The organism is Kineococcus rhizosphaerae (assembly GCF_003002055.1).
Classification (GTDB): Bacteria; Actinomycetota; Actinomycetes; order Actinomycetales; family Kineococcaceae; genus Kineococcus; species Kineococcus rhizosphaerae.
This window is the reverse complement of the sequence record NZ_PVZF01000016.1, coordinates 87,719-103,843: the sequence shown is the minus strand read 5'-3', so window position 1 is coordinate 103,843 and position 16,125 is coordinate 87,719. Positions and strand designations below refer to the sequence as shown.

14 protein-coding genes are annotated in these 16,125 nt (G+C 74.4%); 6 read left to right on the top strand and 8 right to left on the bottom strand.

The genetic code is table 11. The annotated features are described in order from the left end of the window. Nucleotides 1-60: 60 nt before the first annotated feature. Genes CLV37_RS24110 through CLV37_RS24100 form a run of 3 tightly spaced genes read right to left on the bottom strand, consistent with a single transcriptional unit; the run spans nucleotide 61 to nucleotide 3,544 of the window. Nucleotides 61-1,200, bottom strand: a complete 1,140-nt coding sequence (locus CLV37_RS24110) for a Gfo/Idh/MocA family protein (protein WP_106215280.1) — start codon at nucleotides 1,198-1,200, stop codon at nucleotides 61-63. Beyond that, nucleotides 1,197-2,015 (bottom strand): DUF6807 family protein, encoded by an 819-nt coding sequence (locus CLV37_RS24105; protein WP_106215279.1) that lies wholly within the window; start codon nucleotides 2,013-2,015, stop codon nucleotides 1,197-1,199. The genes CLV37_RS24110 and CLV37_RS24105 overlap by 4 nt, the downstream gene beginning before the upstream one ends. After that, nucleotides 2,012-3,544: a glycoside hydrolase family 43 protein gene (locus CLV37_RS24100; RefSeq protein ID WP_211298916.1), complete on the bottom strand. Its 1,533-nt coding sequence runs from the start codon at nucleotides 3,542-3,544 to the stop codon at nucleotides 2,012-2,014. The genes CLV37_RS24105 and CLV37_RS24100 overlap by 4 nt, the downstream gene beginning before the upstream one ends. A gap of 96 nt (nucleotides 3,545-3,640) precedes the next feature. On the opposite strand from CLV37_RS24100, the gene CLV37_RS24095 reads away from it, so the two are divergent. Next, entirely contained in the window at nucleotides 3,641-5,197 is a 1,557-nt protein-coding gene (locus CLV37_RS24095) for a pectinesterase family protein (protein ID WP_106215278.1), read from the top strand. Here CLV37_RS24095 and CLV37_RS24090 read toward each other — a convergent pair. The 5 genes from CLV37_RS24090 to CLV37_RS24070 are packed head-to-tail and all read right to left on the bottom strand — an operon-like array spanning nucleotide 5,165 to nucleotide 10,667. Continuing rightward, nucleotides 5,165-5,992, bottom strand: a complete 828-nt coding sequence (locus tag CLV37_RS24090) for a sialate O-acetylesterase (RefSeq protein WP_106215277.1) — start codon at nucleotides 5,990-5,992, stop codon at nucleotides 5,165-5,167. The genes CLV37_RS24095 and CLV37_RS24090 overlap by 33 nt on opposite strands. Continuing rightward, nucleotides 5,989-7,380, bottom strand: a complete 1,392-nt coding sequence (locus CLV37_RS24085) for a Gfo/Idh/MocA family protein (protein ID WP_245885781.1) — start codon at nucleotides 7,378-7,380, stop codon at nucleotides 5,989-5,991. Before CLV37_RS24085 ends, CLV37_RS24090 begins: the two co-directional genes overlap by 4 nt. Before the next feature lie 29 nt (nucleotides 7,381-7,409). Next, on the bottom strand, nucleotides 7,410-8,345 hold the full coding sequence (locus CLV37_RS24080) for a carbohydrate ABC transporter permease (RefSeq protein WP_106215275.1): 936 nt from the start codon (nucleotides 8,343-8,345) through the stop codon (nucleotides 7,410-7,412). After that, nucleotides 8,338-9,291, bottom strand: a complete 954-nt coding sequence (locus CLV37_RS24075; RefSeq protein ID WP_106215274.1) for a carbohydrate ABC transporter permease — start codon at nucleotides 9,289-9,291, stop codon at nucleotides 8,338-8,340. The genes CLV37_RS24080 and CLV37_RS24075 overlap by 8 nt, the downstream gene beginning before the upstream one ends. A gap of 59 nt (nucleotides 9,292-9,350) precedes the next feature. After that, complete coding sequence (locus CLV37_RS24070) at nucleotides 9,351-10,667, bottom strand: ABC transporter substrate-binding protein (protein ID WP_106215273.1); 1,317 nt, start codon at nucleotides 10,665-10,667, stop codon at nucleotides 9,351-9,353. 375 nt (nucleotides 10,668-11,042) lie between these two features. Between CLV37_RS24070 and CLV37_RS24065 the strand changes: the two genes are divergently transcribed. From CLV37_RS24065 to CLV37_RS24045, 5 genes are read left to right on the top strand one after another with little or no spacing between them, the layout of a single operon-like run. Next, on the top strand, nucleotides 11,043-11,798 hold the full coding sequence (locus CLV37_RS24065; protein WP_146149565.1) for an alpha/beta fold hydrolase: 756 nt from the start codon (nucleotides 11,043-11,045) through the stop codon (nucleotides 11,796-11,798). Then, nucleotides 11,795-13,009 carry a DEAD/DEAH box helicase gene (locus CLV37_RS24060; protein ID WP_106215271.1) on the top strand — a complete coding sequence of 405 codons (1,215 nt, stop codon included), beginning with the start codon at nucleotides 11,795-11,797 and terminating at the stop codon, nucleotides 13,007-13,009. Before CLV37_RS24065 ends, CLV37_RS24060 begins: the two co-directional genes overlap by 4 nt. Next, complete coding sequence (locus CLV37_RS24055; protein WP_106215270.1) at nucleotides 13,006-13,932, top strand: NAD-dependent epimerase/dehydratase family protein; 927 nt, start codon at nucleotides 13,006-13,008, stop codon at nucleotides 13,930-13,932. Before CLV37_RS24060 ends, CLV37_RS24055 begins: the two co-directional genes overlap by 4 nt. Further along, nucleotides 13,929-15,056, top strand: coding sequence for a mandelate racemase/muconate lactonizing enzyme family protein (locus CLV37_RS24050; RefSeq protein ID WP_211298915.1), 1,128 nt, complete (start codon nucleotides 13,929-13,931; stop codon nucleotides 15,054-15,056). Before CLV37_RS24055 ends, CLV37_RS24050 begins: the two co-directional genes overlap by 4 nt. Beyond that, the gene (locus CLV37_RS24045; RefSeq protein ID WP_211298914.1) at nucleotides 15,053-16,105 is read left to right on the top strand and encodes a M24 family metallopeptidase; all 1,053 of its coding nucleotides are present in this window, start codon (nucleotides 15,053-15,055) and stop codon (nucleotides 16,103-16,105) included. The genes CLV37_RS24050 and CLV37_RS24045 overlap by 4 nt, the downstream gene beginning before the upstream one ends. Nucleotides 16,106-16,125 lie beyond the last annotated feature (20 nt).

Below are 16,125 nucleotides of genomic sequence, written 5' to 3'. Positions count from 1 at the left end.
GCGCACGACCGGAACCCACCGCCCGCCCGGGTGGTGGGTTCCGTCGCGTCCGGCCCCGGCTCACCGGGCCGTGACCGCCCACTCCAGCCCGAGTTCCGTGAACGTCTTCCCCTCCGTCACCGCGCGCTGGACGGCCTCCTCGACCCCGGGCAGCTGCAACCCGACGTCGCCGTCGCCGAACTCCACCCGCCGCAGGAACCGCGGGTCGATCCGCCGCGGGGCCGGGGCGTTCACGACGGCGTCCTGCACCCGGGCGAACCCCCCGGCGTCCTCGATCGGGGACAGCGGGCGCTCGCCGGTCCGCACGGCCCGCAGGAGGTCGTCGACGAGGTCGGTCCGCTGGTGCCGCGTGACCAGGGGAGGCCGGCCCGGGACCTCCTCGACCACCACGTCGGCGGCGTAGTGCAGCCGGATCGTGCCGCCCGTCCCGGTGACCGTCACGAAGGGTTCCCCGACGTCGGTGGCGGCCAGGGTGACGGCCACGACGACCTCGTGGCCGGAGACCAGCCGGGCCCGGGCCACCGACGTGTCGTCGGCCTCGATGTCGTTGACGTGGAACAGGTCCGTCTCGACGCCCGTCACGTCCTCCAGGCGCTGGGCGCCGGCGACCGCCAGGACGGTCGCCACGGCGTGGGCCAGCGGGTTCGTCAGCGCGCCGTCCGCGACGACGCGGCCCGCGAGCCGGCGCCGCCCCGCCCACGGGGCCCGGTCGTAGTAGGCGCGGGTCCGCAGCCAGCACCCCGCGGCCGAGTACCCCGTGACCTCACCGATCCGGCCCTCGGCCACCCTGCGGCGGACGTGCTGCAGCGCAGCCGATCCCAGGCTCTGGAAACCGACCTGAACCCAGCGTTCCCGCTCGGCGGCCAGGGCCAGCAACGCCTCGAAGGAGGGCAGGTCGGCGGTGGCGGGCTTCTCCACGAGGACGTGCGCGCCGGCGCGCAGAGCCCGGGAGGCGAGGTCGGCGTGCGTGTGCAGCGGGGTGCTCACGACGACGACGTCGGGTGCCTGGACCGCGAGGACGTCGTCGAGGGCGTCGAACTGCGGGACGCCGTCGAGGGGTTCGGCCAGCGGCGCGGGATCGGCCAGCGCCACCAGGTCGACCTCGCCCCGGCGGTGCCGGGTCACGAGGCGGTCGAGGTGGTTGGCGCCGTAGCCGTGCACGCCCACGAGCGCGACGCGGGGGACCGGGGTGATCGTCATGCCTGCACCTCCAGGAGTTCGGCCGCGAGCGAGGCCGCCCGCGGGTCGTCGAGGACATCGTCGCTGACGAGGACGTCGATCTCCTGGACCAGGGGCCGGTCCGGTGTCACGGGCAGGCGTTCCGTCACGGCCAGCGCCGGGCCGAAACCGACGTACCCCTCGGTGCGGACGAACCAGGGGCGCGCCGGGCCGCGCTGGACGGCGAGGAGCGAGGCCCCCGGCGCGCTCAGCAGCAACCACGGGGACGAGGACCCGTGCGCGCGGTCGGTCCCGGCCCCGTCGGCGGTGCAGACCCGTGCGGCCGGGAACGGCGTGCGCCAGAACCACCCGCCGTAGAACGCGCCCGGGCGGCCGTTCGTCGCCGGGGAACCCACCGACAGGTCGTGGTCGGGGACCAGGAGCGTGGACCACGACAGCACCCAGCCGGCGGGGTGCGGCCGGACCCGCACGCGACGTTCCTCCCGGCCCTGGCGGACCCCTGCGGCGTCGGACCACTCGACCGTCAGGTCCGGGCCGGCCGCCGGGTCCGCCTCGTGGTCCCGGCGGTCCACGACGACCTGCCGGCCGTGGTTGGGCAGCGGGGTGGAGCCCCGGCCCCGGACGTGGGTCCGCCCGCCCCAGTGGCTCGTCCCGGACAGGTCCGCGACCGCCATCGAGACCCCGTGGTGGTGGGGGTGGTCGGCCGGGCCGCTGGCCGTGACGACCGTCCCGGCCAGGGTGCGGACGGGGTGCAGGTACGGCCGCGGGGAACTCTCCGGGGCGAGGTCCTCCCCGGTGCGCAGTTCCAGCACGTCGATCGCCGGGGTCGTCGTCACGAGTCCTCCGGTGCGAGGTGGCGGTCGAAGGCCCCGAAACGGGCCGTGCCGGGTTCAGCGCCGAGGGGCGCCGCGGCGAACAGGGCCGTCTCGGCGCCGATCCAGTGTCCGACGCTGACCGGTTCGCCCTCCAGCACCGCGAACGGTTCCCGGCCCGGCCAGCTCAGGGTGGTGGTCGTGGTGGCGTCCGCCCCGACGGCGAGCTCGACGTGCAGGCGGGTCCCGGCGGGCACGCGGCCGTGGACCTCGACCCGTTCGTCCTGGTCGTCGGGCGCGCGGCGGGCCGAGACGACCTCGTCGTCGCCGTGGGCGGTGCGGCGCAGCCCCGCCCACGAGTAGGCCAGACCCAGGACGGCGACCCCGGCCCGCGCCCCCGCGGGCCCTGCGAGGGACACCGACGTCGTGAACCGGCACGCGAGCAGCGGGACGGGCTGGCCCAGGACCTGCGGGAGGGTGCGCAGGTTCCCCGTGTCGCAGGCGGTGCCCCGCAGCACGAGCTCCCCGTCGTCCGACCGGGCCTGGTCGGCGGGGACGTCGGCCTGCCACCGCCACTGCGGGCCGATCCCCGTGCGGAAGTCGTCGCTGCCCCCGGGCAGCCGGGAACCCTGCTCGGTGCCGTGCGGGCTCGGGTGGGTCAGCACGGGGACGCCGCGGGTCTCGCCCTCGGCCGCCCGCCCGATGACGGGGAAACCGTCCGTGCCCCAGCGCAGCGGCTGCAGGTGGACGACCCGCCCGACGGCGCCGGTGTCCTGGAAGTGCAGGAACCAGTCCGTGCCCGACGGCGTGTCGACCCAGGCCCCCTGGTGCGGTCCGTTGACCGGGCCGTCCCCCTGGTGCAGGACGACGCGGTGCTCCCACGGGCCGGTCAGCGAGGAGGCGCGGAACACCGACTGCCAGCCCGTCGCGACCCCGCCGGCGGGGGCGAACACGAGGTAGTCGTCACCGCGGCGGTGCAGCTTGGGGCCCTCCAGGGTCGTGCACCCGGGGACCTCGTCACCGTCGATCAGCGTCCGGCCCGGGCCCAGGGGGCGGGTGAGGGCGGCGTCCACCGGGACGAGCGACAACCGGTTCTTCGTGCCGCTGCGGCTGCGGGCCCACCCGTGGACCAGCCAGGTCGACCCGTCGTCGTCCCAGAACGGGCAGGGGTCGATGAGCCCGAGGCCGGCGAGGAGTTCGCGCGGTTCGGACCAGGGGCCGGCGGGGTCGGTCGCGCTGACGACGAAGAGGCCGCGGTCGGGATCGGGGAACACGACGTGGAAGGTCCCCGCGTGGTGGCGGATCGCCGGGGCCCAGACCCCGCCGCCGTGCCGGGGCAACCCGAAACCCGGCCCGACCCGCGGCAGGGCGTGGGTCAGCAGGTCCCATTTCACCAGGTCCCGCGAGTGCAGGACGGGCAGGCCGGGGGACCGGTTGAAGCTCGACGTCACCAGGTAGTAGTCCTCGCCCACCCGGATCGCGTCCGGGTCGGGCCAGTCGGCGGCGAGCACCGGGTTGCGGTACGTCGGGGTTTGCTCCGCGGGGGGTTCCACCGCGTGGGGTCCTGCCGTTGACGGGGGCTTGGCGGGCATGGCCACACCCTACTGGAAAGCGTTTACTCACGGGGCTCCGGAAACTACAGTGGTCCCGTGAACTCCACCGTGGTCGTCGGCGACGACGCCGAACTCGTCCCGTCGATCGGGCTCGCCCTGGCCGACCCGGACGTCACCGAGATCGTGGTCCGTCCCGGCCGGTACGTCGAGCACCTGCGCGTCGAACCCCGCGGACTCCCGCTGACGATCAGGTCCTCGACCGGCCGGGCCGAGGACGTCGTCATCTCCTTCGGACTGCGGCAGGGAGACCGCGACCGCACGGGACTGCCGTACGTCCAGGACTGCGCCACCCTCACCGTCGCGGCCGACGACGTGCGCCTGCTCGACCTCACCGTCGAGAACACCTACGACAAGCGCGTGGACCCGGATCTGCCTGACTCGCAGGCGATCGCGATCCGCACGCTGGGAGACAGGATCCGCCTCGAACGGTGCCGGCTGATCGGCCGGCAGGACACCCTCCTGCTCGACGCCCCGGGCTGGTCCGACGTCCGCCACGTCCACCTGACCGACTGCTACGTCGAGGGTGACGTGGACTTCGTGTACGGCCGTGCCACTGCGGTCATCGAGGGCGGGGAGGTCCGCAGCAACGGTCCCGGCTGGGTCGCCGCCCCCTCCACGGCCCGGGAGAACCCGCGCGGTCTGCTGTTCTCCGGGGTGCGCCTGACCGGTCCGGGCCTGCCCGCCGGCAGCGTGCACCTGGGCCGCCCCTGGCACCCGGGCGGCAAACCCGACGCCGTCGGCCAGGCGTTCTTCGTCGACTGCGCGTTCGGTCCGCACGTCGCCGCCGAGGGGTTCACCGAGATGGGGGGTTTCGACTGGCGCGACGCCCGGTTCGGGGTGCGCGGGGGGACGGGTCCCGTGAACCCGGACTGGCCCGCGGTCCCCGAAGGTTCCCCGGTCGAGCCCGCGCAGTTCCTCGCCGGCTGGGACGGACCCGCGAAACCCACCGGGCGCATCGTCGTGGTCTCCGACTCCACCGCCTCGGCCTACCCGGGCGACCGGTTCCCGCGCACGGGCTGGGGCCAGGTGCTCGCCGAGGTGAGCGGGGCCGAGGTCCTGGACCTCGCGGTGTCCGGCGCGAGTTCGGGCAGCTTCCTGGCCACGGGGGCGTTCGACGCCGCGCTGGACCGTCTCGAACCCGGGGACCTGCTGCTCGTGGCCTTCGGCCACAACGACGCGAAACCCGACGAGCGGTTCGCCGACGTGCACCGCACGTACCCGGCGAACCTGCGCCGCATGGTCGTCGGGGCCCGGTCCCGCGGCGCGCACCCGGTCCTCCTGACGCCCGTCGAGCGCCGGTCGTTCGACGACCGAGGTCGTGCCCGGTCCACCCACGGCGGGTACCCCGAGGCCGTGCGCCGGCTCGCCGTCGCCGACGGGATCGCGTGGTTCGACCTGACGGTCGCCAGCCGGCGGCTGTGGCAGGAGCAGGGCGAGGAGGGCAGCAAGGACTCGTTCCTGTGGCTGGCCCCCGGTGTCCACGCGGGGTTCCCGGACGGCGAACGCGACGACACCCACCTGTCCAGGGCGGGGGCCGTCGCGGTCGCGGAGCTGGTCACCTCAGGGCTGCGGGACCTGGGCCTGCTGAGCTGAGGAGGGGGCCGAACCCTCGAGGGCGGTGAAGGCGGCGAACAGGTCGGCGGCGAGCAGCCGCTGACCTTCCGCCGTCAGGTGGGTGGTCACGTCGTTGACGTGACCGGCGCGGGTCGGGGCGAACGCGGTGCCCGCCAGCCGCCGCGGGGTGGCCGCGTGCGCCGCAGCGACCCCGGCGTGGTCCGGGAACGCGGCCAGCCGTTCGGGCGCCATCCCGCCCAGCAGGAACGGGACGTCCCGGGCGGTGGGCACCTGCGCCCGGAACGCGGTGACGAGCTCGTCGAGGTCGGCGGCGTACTCGGCCTCGCCGCGGCCCTGGCCGCCGTCCGTCTCGCCCTGGTGCCACAGGACGACCCGCACCCGGGAGCCGGGACCGGCGGCGGCCAGGGCCGCGCGGACGTGCTCGGTGGCGAGGGCGAAGAGGTTCGGCGTCCCCTCGACCTCCAGACCGACCTTCCAGACCCCCGGGTACGTCCCGTGGGTGCGGAACCCGGTGCCGCCGACGGCCGCGGGCACCACGAGCACCCCGCGGTCGGCGGGCAGGGTGGGCAGCAGGAGCGAGGCGAAGGGGCCGCCCGGCCCGACGCCGCCCGGCGGGTGGCCCAGCAGCGGCCAGAACGGCTCGCGGGCGGGCACGATCCGGCCGGCGTCCGGTCCGGACGCGGCGAAGACCCCGACGCGGGCGTCGCGCGCGTCCACGCCGTCGGGGTCGCCGTCCGTGTTCGTCCCGCTGGCGTTCGACTGCCCGAGCACGACGACGAGGTCGTACCCGGCGGCCGGGGTGGTCAGGCTCACGCCGGCACCTCCTCGGCGCGCAGCGGCAGTCCGAACTCGGCCAGCCCGACCGCGCGTCCGGAGGCCAGCGAGGCGTTGCCGGCGACGCCCACGAGCACGCTGCGCACGCCGTCGAGGTACCCGGCCCGCCGGTGCAGCGGGTCGTCGGAGGCGCCGCGCAGGACGTCGTCGAGCAGGACCGCGTCGCCGCCGCCGTGCGACCCGGCGCCCTCGGGGATCGGGACGACCTGCGGCGGTTGCCAGTGCTCCTGCAGCAGGAGCCGGGAACCCCACGGCCGCAGCGACTGCGCCGCGGCCTCGGAGTCGTCCGGGGTGGCGCTGGGGTCGACGACGGGCGCCGACTTGCCGGGGTCGCCGCCGGAGGTCAGCCCCACCGCGTCCACGTGCGAGCGTTCGACGACCTCGAGCTCGACGCGGCCCCGGGTGCCGTTCACCGCGACCCGGTAGCCCTCCCACGGGGAGTGGGCGTTGAGCGTGTAGGCCATCGACGCGCCGCGCGAGTAGCCGACCGCCAGGGTCAGGTTGTCCTCGATGGTGATCCCGTCGGTGAAGACGTCGCGGTCGCGGTGGTACCCGTCGAGCGCCTCGCCCTCCAGGAACAGCCGGCGCAGCTTGTCGTCGGCCGCCAGGTCCAGGACGAACGGGTCGCCCTGGCCCACGGCGGCGCGGCCCAGTTCCGGGCGGGGGCCCAGGCCCCGGCGCGCGGCGTTGGCCGCGCCGTAGAACCGCAGACCGCCGAGGGCGAACACCGTCTCGGGGGCGTCGTCGATCCACCAGTTCACGAGGTCGAAGTGGTGGGTGGACTTGTGCACCAGGAGGCCGCCGGAGTTCGCCTTCTCACGGTGCCAGCGCCGGAAGTAGTCCGCCCCGTGCACGGTGTCCAGGCACCACTCGAAGTGCACCGACGTCACCTCGCCGATGCGCCCGTCGGTGATGACCCGCCGCAGCGCGCTGTTGCGGGGGGAGTACCGGTAGTTGAACGTGACGACGAGATCCGCCGTCGAGGTGCGGGCGGCCTCGACGATGGCGCGCAGCGACTCCGCGTCGATCGTCAGCGGCTTCTCGCAGACGACGTCGACCCCGGCGTCGAGGGCGGCGACGACGTAGCGGGCGTGGGTGTGGTCCGGGCTGGTGACGATGACGGCGTCGGGGCGGTCGTGGCGCAGGAGGTCGTCGAACTGCTCGGGCCGGTAGCGGCGCGGTGGTTCGTCCTGCCCCGCGGCGGCGAGGAACTCCTCGTAGTACGCCATCCGCACCTCGTTGCCGTCGACGAGGGCGGAGACGACGCCGACGTCGGCGTGGGTGGTGGCCAGGGCCTCCAGGTACATCTGGGAGCGGCCACCGGTACCGACGACGGCGTAGCGGCGACGGGACGGGCTAGGCTGCAAGGGGATCCTCCCGGTGGGGTGGGTGTCGGTCACTTCATGCCCGTCGTGGCGATGCCGTTGAGCAGGTAGCGCTGGCCGATGAAGAAGAACGCGACGACCGGCAGCAGGGACACCACCGACATCGCGAACATCGGGCCCCAGTCGCTGGCACCCTCGGCCGACATGAACTGCCGCAGCGCCAGGGGGACGGTGAACAGCTCGGAGTCGGTGAGGTAGAGCAGCGGGCCGAAGAAGTCGTTCCAGCTCGCGATGAAGGTGAAGATCGCCACCGTCGCCATGGCGGGGATCGTCAGCGGCATGATGACCTGCAGGTAGGTGCGGTAGGGCCCGCAGCCGTCGATCTTCGCCGCGTCCTGCAGCTCCATGGGCAGGGCCCGCATGAACTGCACGAGGAGGAAGACGAAGAACGCGTTGGTCGCCAGGAACGCCGGGACCGTCAGCGGCAGGTAGGTGTTGACCCACCCGAGCTTGGAGAAGATGACGTACTGCGGGATGAGCACCACGTGCGCGGGCAGCAGCATCGTGCCCAGCATGGCGGCGAAGAAGGCCTTGCGGCCGCGGAACCGCAACCTGGAGAAGGCGTACGCGGCCATCGAGCAGGACACGAGGTTCCCGACGATGTTGAGCACGGCCAGGATGAGCGAGTTCACGAGGTAGAGCTCGAAGGGGTGCTCCAGGGCCGACCAGCCGGCGCTGTAGTTGCCCAGCTCCAGCTGGGAGGGGATCAGGCTGGAGTCGGAGAACACCTTCGCGCTGGGCTTGAAGGACGCCGAGACCATCCACAGCAGCGGGTAGAGCATGACCAGCCCCACGCCCACGAGGACGACGTGGCGCAGGAACCGGGTGCGTGCGGTCCCGGTGAGTTCCTCCTGGTAGGCCTCGACGCCGCGGAAGCGCGAGGTGGCCGCCCGCAGCCCGCGCGCGATGCCGGGCTTCTTCTCGATCAGGGTCGTCGTGTCAGTCATCGTAGAACACCCAGTACTTGGAGACGAGGAAGTTGAGGGCCGTGAAGAACGCGATGACGATGAACATCACCCAGGCCAGGGCCGAGGCGTACCCCATGTCGAAGCGCTGGAACCCCTGCTGGTACAGGTAGAGGTTGTAGAACAGCGTGGACTCGGCGGGACCGCCGGTGCCACCGGAGAACACGAAGCCCTGCGTGAAGGTCTGCAGGGAGCCGATGAGCCCGAGCACGAGGTTGAAGAAGATGACCGGGCTCAGCAGGGGCAGCGTGATGGAGCGGAACTGCCGCCACCACCCCGCCCCGTCGACCGAGGCCGCCTCGTAGTACATGACCGGGATCTGGCGCAGCCCGGCCAGGAAGATGACCATCGAGGCACCGAAGCCCCAGACGCTGAGCGTCACGAGCGTGACGAGCGCCCAGTCCGGGTCGGTGACCCAGCCTGGTCCGTCGATCCCGAGGAAGCCGAGGAAGGAGTTGACGATCCCCCCGTAGCCGAAGATCGAGCGCCACAGCATGACGATGGCGACGCTGGCCCCGATCAGCGACGGCAGGTAGAACACCGACCGGTAGAACTTCAGCCCCCGCACGCCCTTGTTGAGCAGGACGGCCACGGCCAGCGCGGTCACCATCGAGATGGGCACGGCCAGGAACGTGTAGCCGAAGGTGACGCTCGCGGACTTCGAGACCTTGGGGTCGTCGAAGACGCGGGTGAAGTTCTCCAGGCCGACCAGCTGGGGGGACTGCAGCAGGTTGTAGTCGGTGAAGGCCAGGTAGAGCGAGACGCCGAACGGGACCACCGTGAACAGCAGCCCGAGGAACCAGGGCAGGAGGAAGACGTACGCGGCGCGTTCCTCCGCGGCGGCGGCCGAGCTGCGCCGTCGCCGGCGGGGCGGTGGGGCCCCGCCCGGTGCGGCGGTCAGCACCGACCCGGGGGCACTGGCGCTCATCGTTCCTCCTCGTGCTGGGTGGTGGGTGGTCCTGGGTCGTCCTGGGTGGTCCCGTCCGGTCAGGACGCGGCGCGGGACAGGCTGGCCTGGGCGTCGGTGACGAACTTCTCGCCGGCCTGCTGGGGCGTCATGCGGCCGAACTCGACCTCGGTGGCGATGCTCACCAGGTTGTCGGCGATCTCGCCCGCCCCGGCCGGTTCGAGGTAGTAGGCCGGGAGCTCCTCGTCGCCGAGCGCGAGCAGGAAGTCGACGAACGTCTTGCCGTCCGCGGGCAGCGTCGTGGCGACCTGGCTCGCGACGTCCGGGTTGACGGGGACGCCGAGCAGGGCCGAGCGCGCCTCGAAGGACTTTGCGTCGTTGGTCAGGTAGTCGATGAGGGCGGCGGCCGCCTCGGGGTTCTTCGACTGCGCGGCCTGCGACCAGAGCAGGGTCGGGGTGATCTGGTACCCGTGGGTGGGGGACTCCCCGGGGAAGCGCACGAGCGTGAGGTTCCCGTCCAGGGCGGTGTTGTAGTCGGCGAAGACGTTGGCGGGGATGCTCTGCGAGGCGACGAACCCCTTGCCCAGGGGTGAGTTCTCGACCGTGGTCGCCTGGTCGTCGAGGCTGCCCGCGGGGGCGTAGCCGCCGGCGTTGCGCAGGTCGACGGTCATCTGGAAGTAAGCGGCGAGGGTCTGGGCGGACAGGCCCAGGGCGCCCTCCTCGGTGAAGAGCGTCTCCCCGCGCTGACCGGCCCACTGGGCGACGGTGGGCGGCCAGGGGATGTTGTAGCCCGTGCCGAAGCTCTTGCCGTCGGTGCCCTTGGTGATGGCGACGTTGACGTCGTGGAAGTCCTGCCAGCTCCAGGTGTCGGTGTTCGGCAGGGTGACCCCGGCCTGCTGGAGGATCTTCGTGTTGTAGACCAGGGCCGCCGTCGTCGTCCCGGTGGGGACGCCGTGCAGCTTGCCGTCGAGCCGGCCGGAGGCCAGGATCCCGTCGTCGAGGGCGTCGAGGTGCAGGTCGTCGGGGAACGTCGACAGGTCGGCGAGGGCGCCGCGCGAGGCGTACTCCCCGAGCCAGCGCCCGACGAGGAACATGACGTCCGGCGGGTTCCCGGCCGCGAAGCGCGTGTTGAGCTTGTCCTGGTAGCTGCTGACGTCCATCCACTCGAGCTTCACCGTGACGTCGGGGTTGGCCTCGTGGTAGGCGGCGAACGCCTTCTCGTACATGGCGGCCTGCTCGGCGCTGGCCCAGGCCATGACGGTCAGCTGCGTGCCGCCCTCGCCGGAGCCACCGCTGGAGGAGGCGCCGAAGCGGCTGCAGCCGGTGAGGGCGAGGGCCGAGGCGGTCGCCGTGCCGGCGGCCAGGACCGTCCGGCGGCTGAGGGGGTGAGTGGACACGCTGTCTCCTCGGGTGGTGGTGCGGCGGGGGTTCGTGCGGCGTGCTCGGTGAGGGGGTCGTCGTCGACGCCCCGTGCGGTGGCGTGCGGTGCCGTGCGCTCGGTCGGCCGTCCTCGGCCGTCGGTGGCTGTGAGGGTAATCGCTTTCCTCTCTGAGGTCCAGAGGTTCACCGGGTGAAGTGGTCTGCAGCGCTCTCAGACCCGCCCGCTGTCGTCCAAGTACTGCACCGCAGCGCTTCTCAGTGAGGAGAGGTGAGGTGTTGTGGTGTCCGGCACCCCCGGTCTAGGGTGCGGGTAAGCGGTTGCTCAGCACCACGAGGTGACGGATCCCGGCGAGGACGCCGGAGGGAGCGGGAGTGTCGACGGTGACGCCACGATGACGACGGGGGCAGCTCGGCTGCCGGGGGCGGACGGGTGCGTGCGCTGGGTGCGCACGTGGGGGACCGGTGCCCCCGTCGCCTACCTGCACGGCCTGGGCTGCGGGAACCTCGCCAGCTGGGCGGACACCGCGGCCCGGACGGGCCGGCCGGCCCTGTTCGTGGACCTCGTCGGCCACGGCCTGTCGGACCGGCCCGCGAGCTTCGGGTACACCCTCGTCGAGCACGCCGACGCCGTGGCGGCGGCGCTGAGCACCGTCGGCGCGCCGGTGGACGTGCTCGCGCACAGCCTCGGCGGGTCCGTCGCCGTCGTCCTGGCCGACCGGCACCCGCACCTCGTGCGCTCGCTCGTCCTCGTCGAACCCGGTCTCGACCCGGTGGCCGTCGAACCGGGCGACCTCGCCGCGCACTCCGAGGCGGACCTGCCCCACGGGGGCTGGGACCGCCTGCTGTCGCGGGAGACCCCCGAACGCCGCGCGGAGGTCCGCACGGCCGACCCGCTGGCGGTCGTGCGCAGCGCGGTCGCGATCTGCGACGCCCTCGGCGGGACCCTGAACGACGTCCTCGCCCGCACCACCGTGCCCACGCTGCTGGTCGCCGGGTTCCGCACCTACGACCGGTGGGACGCGTTGCGGGCGGCCGGGGTGCGGTGCGAGCGCGTCGAGGGCGGCGGGCACTTCGTCATGCTCGAACGCCCCGAGGAGTTCGCCCGGCTGGTGCAGGAGTTCACCACCGACGTGGCCGGTGCCGCGTGAACGCCGGTGCGGGACCGGGCCGCCTCGGCGTCCCGGAGGGCCTGGTGGACCTCGTGGCGCGGTCCTGGCCCTTGTTCGGCGCCGACGCGCCGGACGCGGCGACGGTCCGTCGCCGCCTGCGCGCCGCCATCGGTGTCCCCCTGCGGCCCAGCGTCTCCGAGGCCGACGTCGTCGTGCACGACGAGTGGAGCCGGGACGGGCTCGACGGTGCCGAGCTGAGCTGGGACGCGGGTTTCGGGTCCAGGGTCGCCGGCCGGGTGCTGCGCCCGGCCGGGCAGGCGGGGCCGCTGCCGGGGGCCCTGTTCCTGCACTGCCACGGCGGTGTCAAGAGCTTCGGGCTCGACAAGCTCGCCGACGGACCCGAGGGCCGCCCCGCGCACCCGCTGCTCACCGGGGTCCGCGAAACCCTCTACGGCGGCCGCGCCCCCGCCGAGGACCTCGCGCGCCGCGGCCACCACGTCCTGGTCCACGACGGCTTCGGCTGGGGCAGCCGGCGCGCGCCCCTCGACGTCCTGCCGCCGCGCAGCACCGCGGCCGCCGAGTTCGAACTCGCCGCCCGCACCGCCCGCGGCGAGGAGTTCGACGAGGCCGAGGAGTACGACGTGCGCGCCGGGGCCGCCGAGGACGCCGTGGCCAAGGCCCTGGGCGTCCTGGGCACCTCGTGGGCGGGGGTGCTGGCCCGCGAGGACCTGCTGGCCCTGTCGGTGCTCGCCGCCGACCCCGGCGTCGAACCCGGCGGGGTCGCCCTGCTCGGGCTGTCCGGCGGCGGGGCGCGCGCGGCGATCACCGCGGCCTTGGCCCGCGACGAGGCCGACCTCGCCGGTGCCGTCCGGGGCGTCGTGGTCAGCGCGATGGTCTCCGCGCTGGCGCAGACGCTGCCGCACCACCTGCACGCGCACACCTGGGCGCTGATGACCCCCGGGCTGGGCACCGTCGCGGACTGGCCGCAGGTGGTCGGCTCGATCGCGCCGACGCCGCTGCTGGTCCAGTTCGCCGCCCGGGACGCCCTGTTCCCCGCCGAGGGGATCGCCCCCGCCCGCCGGCTCCTCAACGCCTGCTACGCCGACGCCCCCGAGGCGTTGCGCGCGAGCGTGCACGAGGCCCCGCACCGCTTCGACCCGCCGATGCAGGCCGAGGCCTTCGACTGGCTCACCCGGCTGCGGCCCGCCGCGCCGGGCGCCCCGAGCAGTTCCCCAGGAGGACGTCCGTGAAGATCCTCGTCACCGGCGGTGCGGGCCGGCTCGGCCGCAGCGTCGTCAGCGTGCTCGGCGACGCCGGCCACCACGTCGTCAGCGTCGACCGGCTCGACCACCCCGACCCCGCCGTGCCGAACCTGCGGCTGGACCTGCTCGACGAGGCGGCGGTCGAGGCGGCGTTCGCCGAGCAGCGCCCGGACGCCGTCGTGCACCTGGCCGCCATCGCCGTCCCCTTCAGCGCGCCCGAGCTGCAGATCCTGACCACCAACACCCGTCTGGCCCAGGTCGTCGTGTCCGCCGCGGTGCGCGCCGGCGCCACGAAGGTGCTGGCCGCGGGCAGCCCGACCGTCCTGGGGTACGGCGCGCCGCAGGGCTGGGTCCCGCAGTACCTGCCCGTGGACGAGGACCACCCGACGGCCCCGTGGAACGCGTACGCGTTGTCCAAGCAGGTCGTCGAAGGGGTCGTGGGCGTGCACGCGCGGACCACCCCGGGAACGGTCCTCGGCAGCTTCCGCCCGTGCTTCGTCGTCGCCCCCGAGGAGTGGGACGGGGCCCCGACCCAGCAGGGGCACACGGTGGCCGACCGCCTGCGCGACCCCGGCCTGGCCGCGGTCTCGTTGTTCAACTACGTCGACGCCCGCGACGCGGGGGAGTTCGTGCTCCGCTGGGTCGAGGTGGCCGACGCCCGCGTCTCCGGGGAGTGCTTCTTCGTCGGGGCGGCCGACGCCCTCGCCGTGGAACCCACCGCGCAGGCGATCACGGCGACGCTGCCCGCCGCGGCCGCCCCCGCGCAGAACCTCGAGCGCCACCAGGCCGCCTTCTCCTGCGCCAAGGCCGAACGGCTGCTCGGCTGGCGGCCCCGGCGGACGTGGCGGACGGAACTGCGGGGGGCGCCCGACCTGACCGCGGTCGCGCAGACGGCGCAGGTCGCCGGGTGAACGCGGTCCCCGTCCCGCGCGACGCCGCTCCCACCGACGGCCTCGCCGGCCCCGGCACCCCGGTCGTCACCGACCTCGACGTCGAGCACCTGACCGTCCCGCTGAGCCGGCCGTGGGGCCCCGACGTCACCCGCGTCCACGTGCTGACCACCCGCGTCCACGCCTCCGACGGTTCCACGGGGACGGGTTTCAGCTGGACGCCGACCATCGGCGCCGGAGCCGTCCTGGCCCTGCTGCGCGAGGACGTGCGGGAGTTCGCGATCGGCCGGCCCGCCGCGACGACGTGGTGGACGCAGGCGTGGGAACACCTGCACGAAGCCGGTGGGGGAGGGGTCACGACGATCGCCCTGGCCGGTCTCGACCTGGCGCTGTGGGACCTGCGCGCCCGCGCGGCCGGCACCTCGGTCACCGACCTCGTCGGCCGTCGCCGCGACAGCCAGCCCACCTACGGCAGCGGCGTGAACCTGCACTACCCCGACGCCGAACTGCTCGACCAGGTCCGTCGCTGGATCGGCGCCGGCCACACCGGCGTGAAGATCAAGGTGGGCCGTCCGGACCTGCGCGAGGACCTGCGGCGGGTCGCCGCGGTGCGGGAGCTGCTCGGACCCGACCGGGCCCTCATGGTGGACGCGAACCAGCGCTGGGACCTGGACCGGGCCACCACCGCCCTCGGCGCCCTGGCCGAGTTCGACCTCACGTGGGTCGAGGAACCCCTGCGCGCCGACGACACGCTCGGCCTGGTGGAACTGCGCCGGCGGACCGCGGCCCGCATCGCCGTCGGGGAGAACGTCCACACGTGGTACCGGTTCCGCGACCTCGTCGCCGCGGGTGCCGCCGACGTGCTGCAGCCCAACGTCGTCCGCGTGGGTGGGATCACCCCCTTCCTGCGCATCGCCGACCTCGTGCGCTCGGCCGGGCTGGAACTCGCCCCGCACCTGCTGCCCGAACTGTCCGGGCAGCTCGCCCTCACCCTGCCCGAGCGGACCTGGGTCGAGGACGTCGAGGACGCCGGTTTCGCCGAACTCGGCATCCTGGCGGCGCCCACCGGCGGGCGGTGCGCGGACGGGGAGTTCCGGGGCGGCACCCGCGCCGGGCTGGGGTTCGAGTTCGGGGTCGCCCGGTGAGTAGCGCCGTGGGCGCCGACCGCCCGGAGAAGCGGCGACGGCTGCGCGAACTCCTCGACCGCACCGGCCACGACGCGGTCCTGCTCACGACGGGTCCCACCCTGGCGTGGTACCTCGACGGGACCCGCGTCGACGTGGGGGCCGGGGCCGCACCGGTCCTCGCCGTCGAGGCCGACGGTCGCGACGACGTCGTGCACTGCGCGCTCAACGAGGTCGAACGCCTCGAGGCCGGGGAACTGCCGCCCGACGTGCGGGTCCACCCCGTGCCCTGGACGACGCCTCCCGCGCTCGCCGCCCCGGACGGCCTCGTGCCCGAGGAGTCCCTGGCCGCGGAACTGCGCGCCGCCCGGGCCCGGCTGCTGCCCGCCGAACGGGCGCGGTACCGCGCCCTGGGCCGCACCTGCGCGGGCGTCCTCACGCGCGCCCTGCTCACCGCCGAACCGGGGGAGTCCGAGAACTCCCTGGCCGCGCGCGTCGGGGGGCTGCTGCTGGCCGAGGGGATCGACGTCCTCGTCCTGCTCGTCGCCGGTCAGGACCGGCTCGGCCTGCGCCACCCCGTGCCCGGCCCGGGGCCGCTCGGGCGCCGGGCGGTGGTCGTCGTCTGCGGGCGCCGCCACGGGCTGATCGCCGACCTCACCCGCTGGGTCGCCTTCGACGCGCCCGACGCGCGGACCGCCGGGGCCACCGGCGCGGTCCTGCAGGTCGAGGCCGACGCGTTCGCCGCCTGCACCCCCGGGCGCGCGCTCGCCGACGTGCTCGCCGACGTCGCCGCCGCCTACCCCCGGCACGGCCTGGCCGCCGACGAGTGGACCCGCCACCACCAGGGCGGGCCCACCGGGTACGCCGGACGGGACCCGCGCGCCACCCCGCACGTCCCCGACCGCGTCGTCGCCGGCGGGGCCTTCGCGTGGAACCCGACCGCCCCGGCCGTGAAGGTCGAGGACACCGTCGTCCTGGACGAGGCCGGGATCGAGGTCCTGACCGTCGACCCGCACTGGCCCACCGTCGAGGTCCGGGGTCTGGCCCGGCCCGCGGAACTCCAGCGGTGACGGGCACCGACCGCACCCGC

Excerpts from the sequence above, each read along its gene's own strand:
- CLV37_RS24110 (WP_106215280.1), bottom strand. The coding sequence starts at position 1,200 with ATGACGATCACCCCGGTCCCCCGCGTCGCGCTCGTGGGCGTGCACGGC.
- CLV37_RS24080 (WP_106215275.1), bottom strand. The coding sequence starts at position 8,345 with ATGACTGACACGACGACCCTGATCGAGAAGAAGCCCGGCATCGCGCGC.
- CLV37_RS24075 (WP_106215274.1), bottom strand. The coding sequence starts at position 9,291 with ATGAGCGCCAGTGCCCCCGGGTCGGTGCTGACCGCCGCACCGGGCGGG.
- CLV37_RS24065 (WP_146149565.1), top strand. The coding sequence starts at position 11,043 with ATGACGACGGGGGCAGCTCGGCTGCCGGGGGCGGACGGGTGCGTGCGC.